The organism is Stenotrophomonas sp. STEN031 (assembly GCF_056759975.1).
The window spans coordinates 55,152-70,081 of record NZ_JBRREA010000001.1 but is presented as its reverse complement, the minus strand read 5'-3'; the positions used below and the strand labels follow the sequence as shown (position 1 = coordinate 70,081).

At 65.6% G+C, this 14,930-nt stretch carries 13 protein-coding genes; 5 read left to right on the top strand and 8 right to left on the bottom strand.

From position 1 onward, the window contains the following. Nucleotides 1–162: 162 nt before the first annotated feature. On the top strand, nt 163–1,611 hold the full coding sequence (locus ACVOLQ_RS00350) for a GGDEF domain-containing protein (RefSeq protein WP_481526664.1): 1,449 nt from the start codon (nt 163–165) through the stop codon (nt 1,609–1,611). Nucleotides 1,612–1,688: 77 nt separating this feature from the next. On the opposite strand, the gene ACVOLQ_RS00345 is transcribed toward ACVOLQ_RS00350, so the two are convergent. The 3 genes from ACVOLQ_RS00345 to ACVOLQ_RS00335 all read right to left on the bottom strand — a co-directional run bounded on the left by ACVOLQ_RS00345 (nt 1,689) and on the right by ACVOLQ_RS00335 (nt 3,733). After that, nucleotides 1,689–2,375: a Dph6-related ATP pyrophosphatase gene (locus ACVOLQ_RS00345; RefSeq protein ID WP_481526663.1), complete on the bottom strand. Its 687-nt coding sequence runs from the start codon at nt 2,373–2,375 to the stop codon at nt 1,689–1,691. A 3-nt stretch (nt 2,376–2,378) separates the two neighbouring features. Further along, on the bottom strand, nt 2,379–2,717 hold the full coding sequence (locus tag ACVOLQ_RS00340) for a hypothetical protein (protein WP_313173090.1): 339 nt from the start codon (nt 2,715–2,717) through the stop codon (nt 2,379–2,381). Nucleotides 2,718–2,788: 71 nt separating this feature from the next. Then, on the bottom strand, nt 2,789–3,733 hold the full coding sequence (locus ACVOLQ_RS00335; RefSeq protein ID WP_313173091.1) for a DegV family protein: 945 nt from the start codon (nt 3,731–3,733) through the stop codon (nt 2,789–2,791). A gap of 246 nt (nt 3,734–3,979) precedes the next feature. On the opposite strand from ACVOLQ_RS00335, the gene ACVOLQ_RS00330 reads away from it, so the two are divergent. Together ACVOLQ_RS00330 and ACVOLQ_RS00325 are read left to right on the top strand one after the other, a co-directional pair. Further along, the gene (locus ACVOLQ_RS00330) at nt 3,980–4,519 is read left to right on the top strand and encodes a DUF924 family protein (RefSeq protein ID WP_313173092.1); all 540 of its coding nucleotides are present in this window, start codon (nt 3,980–3,982) and stop codon (nt 4,517–4,519) included. Nucleotides 4,520–4,775: 256 nt separating this feature from the next. Continuing rightward, complete coding sequence (locus ACVOLQ_RS00325) at nt 4,776–8,135, top strand: autotransporter domain-containing protein (RefSeq protein WP_481526662.1); 3,360 nt, start codon at nt 4,776–4,778, stop codon at nt 8,133–8,135. Nucleotides 8,136–8,305: 170 nt separating this feature from the next. On the opposite strand, the gene grxD is transcribed toward ACVOLQ_RS00325, so the two are convergent. Further along, the gene (gene grxD / locus ACVOLQ_RS00320) at nt 8,306–9,232 is read right to left on the bottom strand and encodes a Grx4 family monothiol glutaredoxin (protein WP_313173094.1); all 927 of its coding nucleotides are present in this window, start codon (nt 9,230–9,232) and stop codon (nt 8,306–8,308) included. A gap of 60 nt (nt 9,233–9,292) precedes the next feature. On the opposite strand from grxD, the gene ACVOLQ_RS00315 reads away from it, so the two are divergent. Together ACVOLQ_RS00315 and ACVOLQ_RS00310 are read left to right on the top strand one after the other, a co-directional pair. Next, nucleotides 9,293–10,072, top strand: coding sequence for a polysaccharide deacetylase family protein (locus ACVOLQ_RS00315; protein ID WP_313173095.1), 780 nt, complete (start codon nt 9,293–9,295; stop codon nt 10,070–10,072). A 40-nt stretch (nt 10,073–10,112) separates the two neighbouring features. After that, nucleotides 10,113–11,369 carry a DEAD/DEAH box helicase gene (locus tag ACVOLQ_RS00310; protein ID WP_481526661.1) on the top strand — a complete coding sequence of 419 codons (1,257 nt, stop codon included), beginning with the start codon at nt 10,113–10,115 and terminating at the stop codon, nt 11,367–11,369. Nucleotides 11,370–11,623: 254 nt separating this feature from the next. On the opposite strand, the gene ACVOLQ_RS00305 is transcribed toward ACVOLQ_RS00310, so the two are convergent. The 4 genes from ACVOLQ_RS00305 to ACVOLQ_RS00290 all read right to left on the bottom strand — a co-directional run bounded on the left by ACVOLQ_RS00305 (nt 11,624) and on the right by ACVOLQ_RS00290 (nt 14,650). Next, on the bottom strand, nt 11,624–11,953 hold the full coding sequence (locus tag ACVOLQ_RS00305) for a DUF6172 family protein (RefSeq protein WP_313173097.1): 330 nt from the start codon (nt 11,951–11,953) through the stop codon (nt 11,624–11,626). Nucleotides 11,954–12,032: 79 nt separating this feature from the next. After that, entirely contained in the window at nt 12,033–12,731 is a 699-nt protein-coding gene (locus tag ACVOLQ_RS00300; RefSeq protein ID WP_481526660.1) for a class I SAM-dependent methyltransferase, read from the bottom strand. Then, on the bottom strand, nt 12,728–13,369 hold the full coding sequence (locus ACVOLQ_RS00295) for an SGNH/GDSL hydrolase family protein (protein ID WP_313173099.1): 642 nt from the start codon (nt 13,367–13,369) through the stop codon (nt 12,728–12,730). The genes ACVOLQ_RS00300 and ACVOLQ_RS00295 overlap by 4 nt, the downstream gene beginning before the upstream one ends. 9 nt (nt 13,370–13,378) lie before the next feature. Then, nucleotides 13,379–14,650: a pyridoxal phosphate-dependent aminotransferase gene (locus tag ACVOLQ_RS00290; protein ID WP_313173100.1), complete on the bottom strand. Its 1,272-nt coding sequence runs from the start codon at nt 14,648–14,650 to the stop codon at nt 13,379–13,381. Nucleotides 14,651–14,930 lie beyond the last annotated feature (280 nt).

Sequence of the window (14,930 nt, the reverse complement as noted above, 5' to 3'; positions counted from 1 at the left end):
TCGCGCAGCGAAGGGGCTGGTAAGGCCCCTGCCGAGCATGGCTCGGCACTACGGACGGGTTGCGTAGGCTTGGGGCGGTGATGCCGTGGCGGGGTCTGGGTCACGTTGCCGGCGTCGTGGCCGGGTTATCGTGCAGGCAATGACCTGTTCGACGGGGGATGCATGCCGCTGCTGCTGGTCCTGCTGTTCCTGGTCTGTCATGGACTGGTACTCGCTGCAGGGGCAGGTACCGCCGGCACGGGCTCTTTCGGCTTTTTGATCGCGGCGCCGTTGCTGGCCGTCGGCTGCTGCCTGTGGCGTGCCCGGCGGGATGCCGCCGCCTTGGGGTGGTGCGCGATCGCAGTGGCGATGCTGCTGTGGGCGGGTGGCATGGCCTTGAACCTGGTCGATGCGCTGGCAGCGGGCCGTACCGACCTCACGCCGCGTGCCAGCATGTTGTTGTACGTGCTGTATGCCGTGCCATTGGTGTTCGTTCTTGCCCGCGCGCGCTCCGAGCGCCCAAGCATCAGTCTGATCGACGCGATCATGGCGGGATTGCTGGGCGTATTGTTTTTCGTGCATACAGGATTCTTTGCCGACCGTGTCGACATCGACGATGCCGCGCTGGACAACATGCGTTACATGTTCGACATCCAGAACCTGTGCATCGCCGGCTTTGCCATCGTGCGTTGGCTGGCCGCGGACACGACGGAGTGGCGCGGCCTGTTCCGGGCTTTGGCCCTGTATGCCGTGGGCTACCTGCTGGCGGCCGGCTACATCAATCATTTTTCTTCGGAGGATTCGTTCGGCGCATACAACGACCTGCTGATCGATCTGCCCTTTCTGCTATTGGCGTGGCTGGCGGTAAAGCCGGTGCGGGCATCGAGCTTTGCGCCCAGCCCTCGCTTGTCACGCCTTGTGCAGGCGGGCGGGCCGATGATCCTGCCCTTGTTGCTGCTGGTGATTGGCACCCTGGTGGTCGACCATGCCCGCGCGCTGGCAGTGGCCGGCTTCGTGGTGGCCACGCTGGGGTTTGGTCTGCGCAGCATGCTGTTGCAGATCGGTCTGCTGGAGCGCCAGGCGGCCTTGGACCAGTTGGCAAGGCAGGACGGGCTGACCGGCGTGGCCAACCGCCGGCAGTTCGATGCGGTGTTGCAGAGCGAGTGGAGCCGGGCGTGCCGCAGTGGCGGTGGACTGGGTCTGTTGCTGGTGGATATCGACCATTTCAAGGCGTTCAATGATGCCCATGGCCACCCCGCCGGCGACCGCTGCCTGCAGGCCGTGGCGGCCCGCCTGCAGGCGAATGTACGGCGCGCGGGTGATTGCCTGGCGCGCTATGGCGGCGAGGAGTTCGCGGTGATCGTGCCCGAGGCTGCGCTGGGCGATGCAGCGGCCCTTGCCGAAACCCTGCGATTGGCGGTGGCCGGTTTGGCACTGCCGGAGGGGCCGATCAGCATCAGCATCGGAGTGGCCTTCGTGCAGCCGTCCAGCATGCGGGACATGCGACAGCTGCTGGCCGAGGCCGATACTGCGTTGTATGCGGCCAAACATGCTGGCCGTAATCGCGTCTGCATGGGAACCGTGCAGACGCCGCAACCGGCCCATATACCCCCTCCGATAGGTGCGGCGTAAGCAGCGAGGCATCGCGGCAGCGTGGCCTCTGCATACGCAGCACCTGCCTGCGGTTGAGGCTGCGCTGGCCCTGCGGCTTACGCCGCCACTGCCGGGGTGATGAAATCGGTATAGGCGTAGCGATTCTCGCGCAGCACGGTCTGGCCTTGCTGCAGGCACAATGGGGTACGGAACATCGGCCCGGCGCTGACGCAGGTGTGGAATTCGCCGTTCTCGCCGCAAGGGTCGACATCGGCGGGTAGGGCGTCCAGCAGGCCGTGGTCAAAGGCATGGCCGGCGAAACCTGCATCCAGTTGCTGGCTGTCCACGCAGCACAGCTGTGCCTGCAGTCCTGCATCGACCATCTGTCGGGCCAACGTTGCGGTATCGCGGCCGAACAGGGGGAACAGGGTCTGCCAACCAAGCGCGGCGTACTGCTGTTCGCGCCATTGGCGGATATCGGCCAGCAGCAGGTCGCCGAAGGCAATGCTGGCAATGCCGGGCCAGCGTTGTTGGGCCCGCTGCAGGGCATCGCGCATCGCGGCCATGTACAGCGCGTTGTCGCAGTCCTGGGGGATCCAGGCCTCCAGCAACGGCAAGCCGGCCGCCTCGGCCTGGGCCTGCAGCACGGCATGGCGCACGCCCTGCATGGATGAGCGCGCATGGCCTTCGGTCAGGGTGGTAAGCAGTGCCACCACCTGTACGTCATCGCGCTGATGCAGGGCATGCAGTGCCCAGGCGGCATCCTTGCCGCCGCTCCAGGAAAGCAGAACCGGGGTACTCACGGCTCAGCGGACATCGCGCAGTTCCCAGTGGTTGCCGGCCAGCCAGCGCATGCGCTGCTTGAACAGATCACCGGACAAGGTGGTGCTGGCGACCAGGTTGATGCGCAGGTCGGCCTGCTGGCCGGTCACCGTGGCCTGCGGATCGGTGGCGCCCAGGCCCGGGTCGACGTCATCGGGTTCGTCCTGGGTAGCCTTCCAGCGCTCGAACAGCTCTGGCGTGCGCAGGGCTGCCTGCAACTGCTCGGCAAAGGCTTCGGCACCGCTGGCGGTGAACGACAGGCGTGGGTCGGCGCCACGCGCCTTGGCCGGGTCGGGTAGCGAAATGGAGTAGTGCACGGACATGGGGACCTCCTTGATGAAGTGTCAGACTAGCGCGCCTGCCGTGGCGATGGTGTACAGATCGCGTGCAAGTCTCAGTTGCCGAAGGTATGGGGTTCATCGGCGAAGCCGATGGTGACCGCGCCCTTGCCGACATTGACCATGCCGGTCAGGCTCATCACCGCTTCCAGCAGCGTCACGCCGTGCTGGTCGCAGTTGTCGCGCAGCTGCCGGTAGCCGGGCAGCGCACGCAGCTCGTCCAGGGGGCCACCGTAGCTGATGCATACCACCGGGGTCATCAGGCCATGCGCCACACGTTTGCCGACGAAATCGAACAACGCCTGCACCGCGCTGTCGAAGCCCTTGATCTTGGCGACCGGTTCGGTGTTGCCGCGGTAGCCGTGCAGGATCGGCTTGATGTCCAGCGCGCTGCCGAGCGCGACGCTCAGCAGGCCAACACTGCGGTCGCCCTTGTGGCGGGCGCGGGCACGCAGGTAGTACAGGTCGCGGGTGACCATATAGCCGTGCACGTTGCTGGCGACCAGCTCCAGCCGTTCGCGCATCTGCGGCACAGTGGCACCACTGTCGCGCAGGCGCACCGCTTCCACCGCGCTCACGGCCTGGGCGGCGAACAGATTCTGGGTGTCGATGACGCGCAGGCTGAACGGCGAGTTGTAGCCGGCGGCCTGGCGGATCGGCTTGTACTCGTTGAGGATGCTGTAGCCGGCCTGCACCGCGTTGTCATGGAGCGGACTGCGGGTACGGGTGATGGTCATGCAGAACACCTGGTCGAAATCGGTGACCAGGCGGCTCAGGAACAGCTCGCGGATCTGTTCGGCGCTGTAGGGGATGGTCTCGGCTTCGGCGCTGCGCTCACTCAGCGGCCCTTGCAGGAACGCCAAGGTGGATTCCTCATCCCGGTGGTCGGGAAGCAGGGTGTCGCCGATGCGTACGGTGATGGGGAGCAACACGATATTGTTGCGCTGCAAGTAACCTGCGGGCAGGTCACAGGCCGAGTCGACCACGATTCCAATACGCATGTGCTTGTGTCCCCCTGGTCGTAACAGTTTCGAAAGATCAGAACCCTATCGCAATTTCCGGCAGGCAGAGATGGTTTCTGCGGCCATCTTCGCAATAAATGGCATCTTTTTTCACCATTTCCTCATTTCCTCGCGCGGGGCTGGCCATTAAGCTACACCCCAGCAACTGCGGCGAGCTCCCCGGGTGCGACGGCATGGGTGGGGAGTGTCACCGCCTGACGGTAGGTGGTGAGCCAGGGGTCAGTAATGGAAACGGCAAGTTCGGTGGTTGAATTCTGGCGCGCGGCAGGTCCGCAGCGTTGGTTTGAGCGTAACGAGGCGTTTGATGCGCAGTTCCGGGAGCGATTCCTCGACCTGCACTATCAAGCGGCCCGACGCGCCTGCGAGGATTGGCTGGAAAACGCCGAAGGCGCGCTTGCGCTGCAGATCCTGCTGGACCAGTTTCCGCGCAACTGCTTCCGCGGTACCGCACATTCCTACGCTACCGATGGGTTGGCCCGGCATTACGCCATGCGCACCATCGAGGAAGGCCTGGACCGTGAGCTGCCGCTCAAACTGCGTGCCTTCATCTATCTGCCGTTCGAGCATTCCGAGGACCCGCAGGACCAGGAGCGGGCGGTGGCGATGTTCGAGGTGCTCGGTGATCTGGAGTACCTGAAGTATGCGGAAGTGCACCGGGACGTGATCCGCCGCTTCGGCCGTTTCCCGCATCGCAACGCAGTGCTCGGTCGCATCCCGACCGCCGAGGAACTGCATTTCCTCGCCGAGGGCGGGTTTGCCGGTTGAGCGTTTCGACAGCTGGCGGTGTGTTGGCCGCAGACGTGGGGAGCTGCAATGCCGGCCGCGTGACCTGTTACGTTGACTTGCCGTGTGACTGCAAGCGTCACTGACTTTCTCATATGAAAAAGCATCATGCGCTGAGCGCGCATGATGCCGATGTGCAGTCATTTTCCGTGACTAGGATGAACGTCCGATCCGGATGCGCACGCAGCACGCGTGTGGTTTCCGCCGGCTCGGCTGTGTCCTCTCAAGGAAGTGAATCATGTCCATCACGCGAAGCAACGCGGCACATGCACGGCAGCTTGTACCGCATCTCCTGGCCAAGGCCATTGCCGCCACCCTGGTGGTCAGCGCCACCGCGGCCGCGCAGTCGTCAACGGACACGCTGCAGCAGCACCTCTGGCAGCGTGCCGTGCAATCCACCTTTGTGGAGGGGCCTGCGGCTGCACACGAATCCAACGCGCCCGCCCGCGTACCTGCTGCATCTGCTGCGGATGCGAGCGATGTCACCCAGTGGCGCAACGATGAGTTCAATGCCGATTGGGGCTTGCAGGCAATCAACGCCGATGCCGCCTATGCACGTGGCCTGACCGGCAAAGGCGTGCGTCTGGGCGTGTTTGACAGCGGCAGCGGCCTGGACCATGACGAGTTTGCCGGCAAGGACAATCGCAGCCTGCACCTGGCCGACGTGCTGGCCGATGGCAGTCTGTGCAGCAACACGACAGTGTTGTCTGGGCCCTCGGCCTGCTTCAGTAGTGAGGGCGACCAGGTTGCAATCGACTATCTGTTGCTCGATCCGGCATTCACGCCGGCGCAGCTGGAGTTCCTGCATCAGAACGGCTTGTTCGAAGGGCCGCAGTTCGTTACCCACGGTACGCACGTCGCAGGCACCATTGCCGCCAACCGCGATGGCAAGGGAATGCACGGCGTGGCGTTCGCGGCGGACCTGTCGGTGGCACGGCTGTTCTTTGACAGCGTGCCGATGATCACGGTGGATCCGGGCGGCTACTTGACCAGCGTAACGGTAGCGGGCATCGGGCCAGGCCCGGATGTATTCAATCAGCTCTATGCCCAGCTGGATGCGCAGGGTGCACGTGCGCTCAACCACAGTTGGGGGTTCAGCCACGAGGCGGAGAGTCTGCAGGAAGTCGATTCGATCTTCGCCGATCAGGAGTATCGCGATTACCTGGATATGTTCGCGCAGGGTTCGCGCAGCGGCGGCCTGATCCAGGTCTGGGCAGCAGGTAACTCCAGCGCTTACAACCCAAGCCCGGAGCAAGCTCCCTTGCCCGACGTGCATGCAGGCCTGCCGCGTGCGTTCGACGATGTCGAGCCGTACTGGCTGGCGGTGGTGAATGTTGACCAGAACCTGCAACTGAACGATCTATCGCATCGCTGCGGCTACGCCGCCAACTGGTGCCTTGCCGCGCCAGGCAGCAACATCGTGTCCACCGTATACGGGCCGGATTCGGAGTTGCAGGCGGATCTATTGATCGATGCGGCTGGCAACGCAGTGCTGGACGTGTTGGACAGGGTCCCCAGCCATGACTATGCGGCGATGAGCGGCACCTCGATGGCGGCCCCTCACGTTACCGGTGCATTGGGCCTGCTGTTCGAACGCTTTCCCTACCTGGACAGCGCACAGGTGCGCGACGTGCTGTTGACCACGGCCACCGATCTGGGGGCACCGGGCGTGGACGAAGTCTATGGTTGGGGCCTGGTCAATCTGGCCAAGGCGGTTGACGGCTATGGGCAGTTGCGGGTGGATACCAACATCGTGATGGACCAGAAGGCGGGAGGTACCAAGGTCTGGGAGGGCGACGCCTGGGATGACTGGCGCAACGACATTGGTGGGGCTGGCAAGCTGGGCAAATCCGGCCTTGGCTGGCTGCGCCTGAGTGGTGACAACAGCTTCAACGGCGCGGTGGTGCATGCCGGTGTATTGGAGCTGGATGGACTGAACCGCCTCACGGACGCGGTGACGGTGGAGGGTGGCCAGTTCCGTCTGAACGGAATCCTGCAGGAGACCGCACTCCACAACCTGGCCGGCGGCAGCTGGATCAGCAGCAAGGCGCAGCTGCTGGGGGCTGACCTGTCGGTCCTGGGAGGCGTTGTGTCATTCAACGGCGTGCAACGTGGCGGCAGTACGCAGGTGGGCGTCGAGGGTGCACTGTCCGGTACCGGCGAGCTGGGCGATACCCGGGTCGAAGGTGTGATCGCACCGGGCAACTCCATCGGCACGCTGACCATCAACGGCAACTACGAGCAGGCGGCCACGGCGTCGTTGCTGGCCGAGCTCGCGCCCGGTAGCCGCAGCGATCTGCTGCATGTCACCGGCACGGCGCGCCTGGATGGCACCTTGGTTGCGTTGCCCGAACCCGGGACCTACTACCTGGGCGAGGAGTTCAACTTCCTGCATGCCGATGCCGGCGTCATCGGACGTTTCGCGAACACGGACTTCAGTGCGTTTTCGCCTTTCCTGCAGTTTTCACTGGTCTATGCCAGTGATGGCGCCCGTCTCGAGGTGGCACGGGGCGCCAGCCTGGTCAGTGCAGCGGTGACGGCCAACCAGTTGCAGGTGGCCGCGCTCGCTGATGCAGCCGCCATTGAACAGGGGCTGCCAAAGCCACTGACGCAATTGTTTCCCGCCCAGTTGGGGGCCGCGCTGGAGGCACTGGGGGGTGAACTGTACGCAGCCACCCCGATCGCCTTGTTGGAAAGCAGCCGCTATCTGCGCGATGCGGCATTGCGCAGGGGCGCGGCGCAGCCGCTGGTTGACGCCAGCGATGCCGGCAGTGCGGCCTGGGTGCAGGTGTTGGGCGGCAGCAGTGCCCTGCACGGCGGTCTCAACGCCGCACGTACCGATGCCAACAGCAATGGCGTGCTGGTGGGCCTGGAGCACGATCTTGCTGCCTGGAGGGTGGGAGCACTGCTGGGCAGTGGGCGTAGCGACATCAAGCAGGCGCAAGGGCGCGCCAGCAAGGCGAAGATCGATAACCGCCACGCCGGCATCTTTGCCGGCAGAACATGGGGTGGACTGGGCCTGGGTACGGGCCTGACGGTGAGCAGGCATGACGTGGAGAGTACGCGCAGCGTCAGCTTTGCCGGATTCAGTGATCGCCTGGCGGCGCGCCATGACGCACGGACACGGCAGGCATTCATCGAGCTTGGCTACCGCCTGGGCGATACCGGGCGTGCGTTGGAACCCTATCTGCAGGTGGCGCGGGTGGGCGTGGACGTGGCCGGCATTCACGAACACGGTGGTGTCGCCGCGTTGCAGGGGCGGGTGAAGAACACCCGCAGTACGCTGGGCACCGCTGGGCTGCGCTTCGCCTATGGCTTGAAAGCGGCAGGACAGGCGCAGAGTGGTTTGCAGCTGCGTGGTGGCCTGGGTTATCGGCGGGTGAGCGGGGATCGCGTGCAGGTGGCGCAACTGGGTTGGGCGGAGACGGGACGTTTCAGCGTGACGGGCGCGGCGCTGGACGCGAACTCCCTTGCAGCCGAGTTGGGCCTGACGGCCTTGCTGAGTCCGCGGCAGCGGTTGGAGCTGGACTATGGCGGTCAGCACGGCAGTGCCAGTCGTGACCAATCGCTCAGCGCACGTTGGTCGATCCAGTTCTGAACGATTGCGTCCGGCACACCGGGTGGTTCGAAGGCGAGCCTGCCGCGCGACTGCCTGGCCTGCGCCTGCAATGCGCCAGGCAGGCTGCAAGCTGCCGATGCAGGGGATGGTGCAGGCAGGAAAAACGCCGGCTATGCCGGCGTTTTTCCTGTTGCTGCGGCGTGCTCCGATCAGTACTTCGGAACGCTGTTGTCCACGTTCTCCGACCAGGCATCGATGCCGCCGGTGATGTTGAACACATTGGTGAAGCCCAGTGCCAGGAACTGCGCGGCCGCCTGCGCGCTGCGCCCGCCGCGGTGGCACAGGAAGGCCAGGGCGGTGTCCTTGGGCAGGGCCTCGAGCTTGGCGCGGTTGTCACCGTCGAAGGTTTCGAACTTGCCGTTGATCGCGGCGATGGCGCGTTCGTCGGCCGGGCGCACGTCCACCACGGTGATGGCGCCGGCACGCAGCTGGTCGTCTGCGCTGCGCACGTCCAGGTCCTGCACCGGCTTGGGGGCGTTCGGGTTGTTGATCGCCAGGCCCTGGCCGCGGATGTCGTCGACCCAGTCGATGGTGATGCCTTCGGCGCGACGCGCGCTGGCGGAATCGAACTGCACGCGCAGGCCGTTGGATTCGGCGGCGATGGCGTTGGCGTCGAACGGGGCCAGCTGGAAGTTCGGCTGGAAGCTGGCATCGATGCTCAGCTGCAGCGCAGCGCCCGGGGCGTCGGCCAGTGCGCCCTTGAGCATTTCCACCGCCGCCGGGGTGACGGTGATCGACGGCGGGGTGCGGTCCGGGGCGGCCAGGCCGAGCAGGCTGCTCAGTTCACCGCTGCTGGCCATCTGCAGGATGATGTCGCTGCCGCCGATCAGCTCGCCGTCCACGTACAGCTGCGGAATGGTCGGCCAGTCGCCGTAGGCCTTGATGCCTTCACGGATCTCCTGGTCGGCCAGCACGTTGACGTGGTTGAACTGCACGCCCAGGTCCTGCAGCGCGCCAACAGCCTTGGCCGAGAAGCCGCACTGCGGCATGGTCGGCTGGCCCTTCATGAACAGGACGACGCGGTCGGCGCCGAGGATGGATTCAATGCGCGAACGCAGGGCGGGGTCCAGGGACATCGTGAACTCGTATAGGTGGTCGTAGACCAGCTGATTCTACGCTGCATGGCATCATGGGGAATGACTGCCCCGGAAACCCTGCATCGCATTCCCGTCCACCCCTGGCGCTGGCTGCCCTGGCTGCTTGTCTCGCAATTGCTGGTTGCGCTGCTGTGGTGGCAGTTGGGCTGGATCTGGGGCCTGCCCTTGCTGCTGCTCAGCCACGCGCTGTTCATCGTGCCGATCTTCCTGCCCAACAGCCGCTTCTATGCACCGGTCGTCAGCCGTGCGCCCGGCCGGGACGTGTGGCTGACCATCGATGACGGCCCGTCCGATGAGACCCTGGCGGTGCTGGAGCTGCTCGACCGGCATGACGCCAAGGCCACCTTCTTCATGGTGGGCGCGCGTGCGTTGGCCAGGCCGGAGCTGGTGCACGAGGTGCTGCGGCGCGGGCATGACCTCGGCAATCACAGCTATTCGCACCCGCAGGCGCGTTTCTGGGCGCTGGGTCCTGTGCAGATGGCGGCTGAGATCGGCCAATGCCAGCAGGCGCTCACCACGATAGCCGGGGCAGCACCGCGGTGGTACCGCTCGGTGGTAGGCATGACCAACCCGTTTGTGGCGGCCGCGCTCAAGCGCCACGGCCTGGCGCGGATAGGCTGGAGTGCGCGTGGATATGATGGGGTCAACTGCACGCCGGAGGGCGTTGTCGCCCGGATTGCGCCGGACCTCGGGCCTGGGGCCATCGTCCTGCTGCATGAAGGTGCCGCCCATGGCCACAACCTGGCCATCATCGAAGCCGTGCTGCAGCAGTTGCAGGCCCGTGGCCTTGTGGCCCGCCTGCCACAGGTAACAGCGTAGACTCGCCTCCCGCCATCCGGCGGCGTTCTGGAACCGCACCATGCCTTTCTCCCAACTCGGCCTGTCTCCCTATGTGCTGCCAGCGTTGCAGCAGGCCCTGCGGCAGGCCGGCTACCTGGCGCCGACGCCGATCCAGCAGCAGGCCGTGCCCTTGCTGCTGAAGGGCCGCGATGTGGTGGCGCTGGCGCCGACCGGTTCAGGCAAGACCGCCGCCTACGTGCTGCCGGCGTTGCAGCGTTTCTTCATGGCAACGCCGCGCAAGCCGCGCGTGCTGGCCCAGTTGATCCTGGTGCCGACCCGCGAGCTGGCGCTGCAGGTAAGCGACGTGTTTGCCACCTTGGGCCGCGAGTTGCCGCGACGGCCGCACCTGGTCTGTGCGGTGGGCGGCGTGTCGATCAATCCGCAGATGATGTCGCTGCGCGGTGGTGCCGACATCGTCGTGGCCACCCCCGGGCGCCTGTTGGATCTGCTGGCGCATAACGCGCTGTCCTTGAAGCAGGTGCAACTGCTGGTACTGGATGAGGCGGACCGTCTGCTGGAACTGGGCTTCGGCGATGAGCTGCGGCAGATCCTGGCCGAATTGCCGGTAAAGCGGCAGACCGCCTTGTTCTCGGCCACGTTCGCAGCGGATATCGAAAGCCTGGCTGCGGCGGGGCTGCAGGATCCGCAGCGGCTGGAAATCGGGCAGCAGTCAGCGCCGGAGATCGAGCAGCGCGCCATCCACGTCGATAGCGCTCGACGTGCCGAGTTGTTGCTCTCCTTGCTGGAAGATCCGCGCTGGCAACAGGTATTGGTCTTTGTCGGCAGCATCCGCGACGGTGACCGTCTGGCTGCACAGCTGCGCAAGGCCGGCATCAACGCGCAGGCGCTGCATGGTGAGCTTTCGCAGGGGCGGCGCTTCCGCATGCTGCAGGACTTCAAGGATGGTGAGGTGCGGGTGTTGGTGGCTACAGACCTGGCCGCGCGCGGTATCGATATCACGCGTTTGCCGGTGGTGGTGAACTACGACCTGCCGCGTGCACCAGCGGATTACCTGCACCGTATTGGCCGCACCGGACGGGCAGGGGAGAAGGGGCTGGCGCTGAGTTTCGTCGATTCGGCGGCGATGGCGCATTGGCGCCTGATCTGCAAACGCCATGGCCTGCAGAGCAAGACCGAGGTGCTTGAGGGTTTTGAGCCTACGCAGGCAGCGCCGTTGGCCAGCGTGGTCGCCGACGACAACGGCGGTATCAAGGGCCGCCGGCCGAGCAAGAAAGATCGCGCGCGGGCTGCGGCTGCGGAAAAGTCCGGGCCCTGACAGCGCCCGGGAGGGAAAGCGTCAACTGTAGTGCCGAGCCATGCTCGGCAGGGGCCTTCCCGGTAAAGCCTCCGTAGGAGCGGCGTAAACCGCGAAGCCCTGGATTCAACCGGGGTCGCGTCGGCAAGGCCCCTGCCGAGCATGGCTCGGCACTACATTGGGCTTTGCCGGGAAGGCTCCTGCCGAGCATGGCTCGGCACTACATTGGGCCTTGCCGGGAAGGCTTCTGCCGAGCGTGGCTCGGCACTGCGCGGTCAATCTTCGAAATCGGTCTCTGCGGCCGGAGCTGCTTCAGCCGCCGGGCGCGGGCTGCGCTTGACCGGCTTGCTCAGCACTTCCACGTAGAACTGGGTATTGCCAGCGGCCACCAGTGCATCAATGGCACGGAACAGCTCGTCGTAGCCCACCGGCCCGGCAGAGGCTTCGTCCACGCCCAGCTTGCTGTCAAAGCCCCAGCTATCGGCACCGGCTGGCAGCGTCTTGCCGCGCTCACGCTTGGTGTACTTGCGGATGTCGTGCTTGCTGGCTTCCAGCAGGCGGTCGGGGTGCTTGCCTTCGATGGCGAGGCTATAGGTCTTCTTCACGGGAATCTCGTTGCTGCGCCGGCCCGGTTGGGCCGGCAGGGAATGCCGCCATTATCGGTGCAAACGGCTTGACCGTGGCTCAACCGCGTCGGGCGACCAGCAGCCAGTTGTTGAATGGGGTGTTGCCGTACAGCGGGGTGAGGCTGACGGTCAGGCCGCATTGTTTCAGCAATGCGCGCAAAGAGTCGGCATCGGGATAGTGGCGGGGCCTGAACTGCATCCAGCCGATCAGGTTGGCCGCGCGGTCGCCAATGCGCGACATGCGGCCACGGCGGGTGTGGTCGGCCAGCGCCATGCGCATCACCAGCCTTCCGTCATCCTCCAGCATTGCCGCCACATTGCGGAGCAGGGCTTGCTGGGCCTGCTCGGGCAGGTACTGGAGTACATCCAGAATGGCGACACTGCCGCGGTGGACAGGCAGGGTGGTGGCCAGGTCCATGACTTCGAAGGTGCCGGCAGTCAGGCTGGCGCGTTTGGCCACCTTGTCGGCGCGTTGGATCTTGGCGGCGTCGTTGTCCACGCCCCGGTACGGTATGTGCTGGCCGTCGTGGCGCAGCGCGTGGGCAAGCAGGCCCAGGCCGCAGCCCATGTCCAGCAATGGGGCTGCGCTGCCACGTAGTGCTTCGAGCACGCCCGGGTAGAGAGGGTCGCTGCGCAGTTTGCCCAGCGTGTAGTAGTAGTCCCAGCGGTTGCCCCAGGGCTGTATTGGAGCAAATGCGCCGGCGATGGCCTTGGCGGCCTCGGCCGGAAAGGCTTGCTGGCCAGAGTGCCCAGTCACGCGGCGGGGGCTGCCTGCAGCAGTTCCACAGCGACAGGCAAGGCCGCTTCCATCCAGCGCTGGTACATGGCCGCTGAAGGGTGCAGGCCATCATCGGCGAGCATCTCCGGGGTGTCACCACGGTCGCGGCTGGTCGGGGTGATATCGACGAAGGCGACGCCATAATCCCCGCAGCAGGCGTGTGCGGCGGCGTTGAAATCGTCGATCTCGCGGGCGACCTGGGCCGCATCGCGGCCGTTCTGCAGCGCGTACGGGGTAAAGCCCCAGTCCGGCGTGGACAGCACCAGTACCCGGCGCGGGTCTTCGCCAGCCAGGGCGATCGCGCGCTGCAGCAGTTGTTCGAACTGCTGCCGGTACTCGGCCAGCGGCCGTCCGCGGTACTGGTTGTTGACCCCGATCAGCAGGCTCACCAGTGCATACGGCCCTTGCGGGGCTTCGGCGTCGATGGCGGCGGCCAACTCGTCCGTGGTCCAGCCGGTGGTGGCGATGACCTGCGGGTCGTCCAGCACGATGCCCTGCGCGCGCAGCGCGGCGGCGAGCTGGAAGGGCCAGGTGCCGGACTGCGGCACGCCTTCGCCGATGGTGTAGGAGTCGCCCAGCGCCAGGTAAGACGTGGAGGTGGCTGCGTTATCGCTCATCAAGTCCAATCAACCCACCGCGCTGCGTGGTTTCAGCTGTACCACCTTGGTGACAGCTTCGGCACGACGGCTGAGCAGTTTGTCGATGCGGCCGAAGACCTCGCGCATCACGCTGGCCTCGGGCAGCAGGGTGACGCGGAAGTGGTTGCGGTAGGGCACGTTGAAGCTGGAACCTGGTACCACCAGCACGCCTTCTTCTTCCATCAGCTGCAGCGCGAAGTCGTGGTCATCAAAACCTTGCGCCGCGGGGCCGATCACGGCCGGGAAGGCATACAGCGCGCCGGACGGCGCGACCAGCGACAGGTGCTCGCTGGCCTCACAGGCCTCGATCACCGCGCGGCGGGTTTCGTACAGGCGACCGCCGGGGCTGCACAGTTCGGAAATGGTGTCCGGGCCATTGACTGCGGCTTCGATCGCATACTGGCCAGGCACGTTGGCGCACAGCCGCAGCGCGCTGAGCAGGTCGAGTGCGGCGCGGAATTCACCCAGCTGTTCACCAGCACCGGACAGCAGCATCCAGCCCACCCGCCAACCGCAGGCGCGGTGCACCTTGCTCAGACCGCTGAAGGTCAGGCAGGGGTGATCGCCGGCCAGCGGTGCGACCGGCTGGAACTGCGCGCCGTCGTACAGGATCTGGTCGTAGATCTCGTCCACCAGCAGCAGCAGGTTGTGCTTGCGGGCGATGGCGACGATTTTCTCCAGCAGCTCGCGCGGGTAGCTGGCGCCGGCCGGGTTGTTCGGGTTGATCAACACGATGGCGCGGGTGCGCGAGGACACCAGCGCTTCCATCTCCACCGGATCGGGCAGGAAGCCGTTTTCCGGGCGGCAGCGGTAATACACCGGTCGACCATCGTTGAGGATGGTGGCGGCCGACCACAGCGGATAGTCCGGCGAGGGCACCAGCACTTCGTCGCCCGGATTGAGCAGGGCGCGCAGCGACAGATCGATCAGCTCGGATACGCCATTGCCGAGGAACACGCGGTCGGCCACGGCATCGGGCGCACCACGGCGGGCGTAGGCGGCGGCGATGGCTTCACGTGCGACCGGCAGGCCCTGCTGGTGGGTGTAGGGATCGGTACGACCCATGTCATCGGCGATGGCGTGCTGCAGGTGTGCAGGCGCGCGGAAGCCGAAATTGCCGGGATTGCCGATGTTGAGCTTGATCAGCTTGCGGCCCTGGGCCTCCAGCTCCCGCGCTCGTCGGGCCAGCTCACCACGGATTTCGTAGCGGACTTCGGACAGGCGTTCACGGGTGGCTAGCGGTTTGACAGGGCTTGACATTTTCTCAGGGCCATCACGGGCGTGGATTCTGCATGGTAGCCGAATTGTTGCGCTGCGGGGCGAGCCTTTGGTGGCGTGATTGGGGGTTCGGGAATGCGGATTGGTTACAGGCAAAAGCAAGGCAAAGGCACCCCTTCCCAACCTTCCCCGCGCTACGCGCAAGGGGGGGGGCAAGGCTTGGCTCCCTCCCTTTGCCGCAGGCAAGGGGAGGGTTGGGGAGGGGGGGCTCTGGCTCCGGCTTTGGCCCAAGCATGTAGGGCGGCACCCAAATTGCGAACTG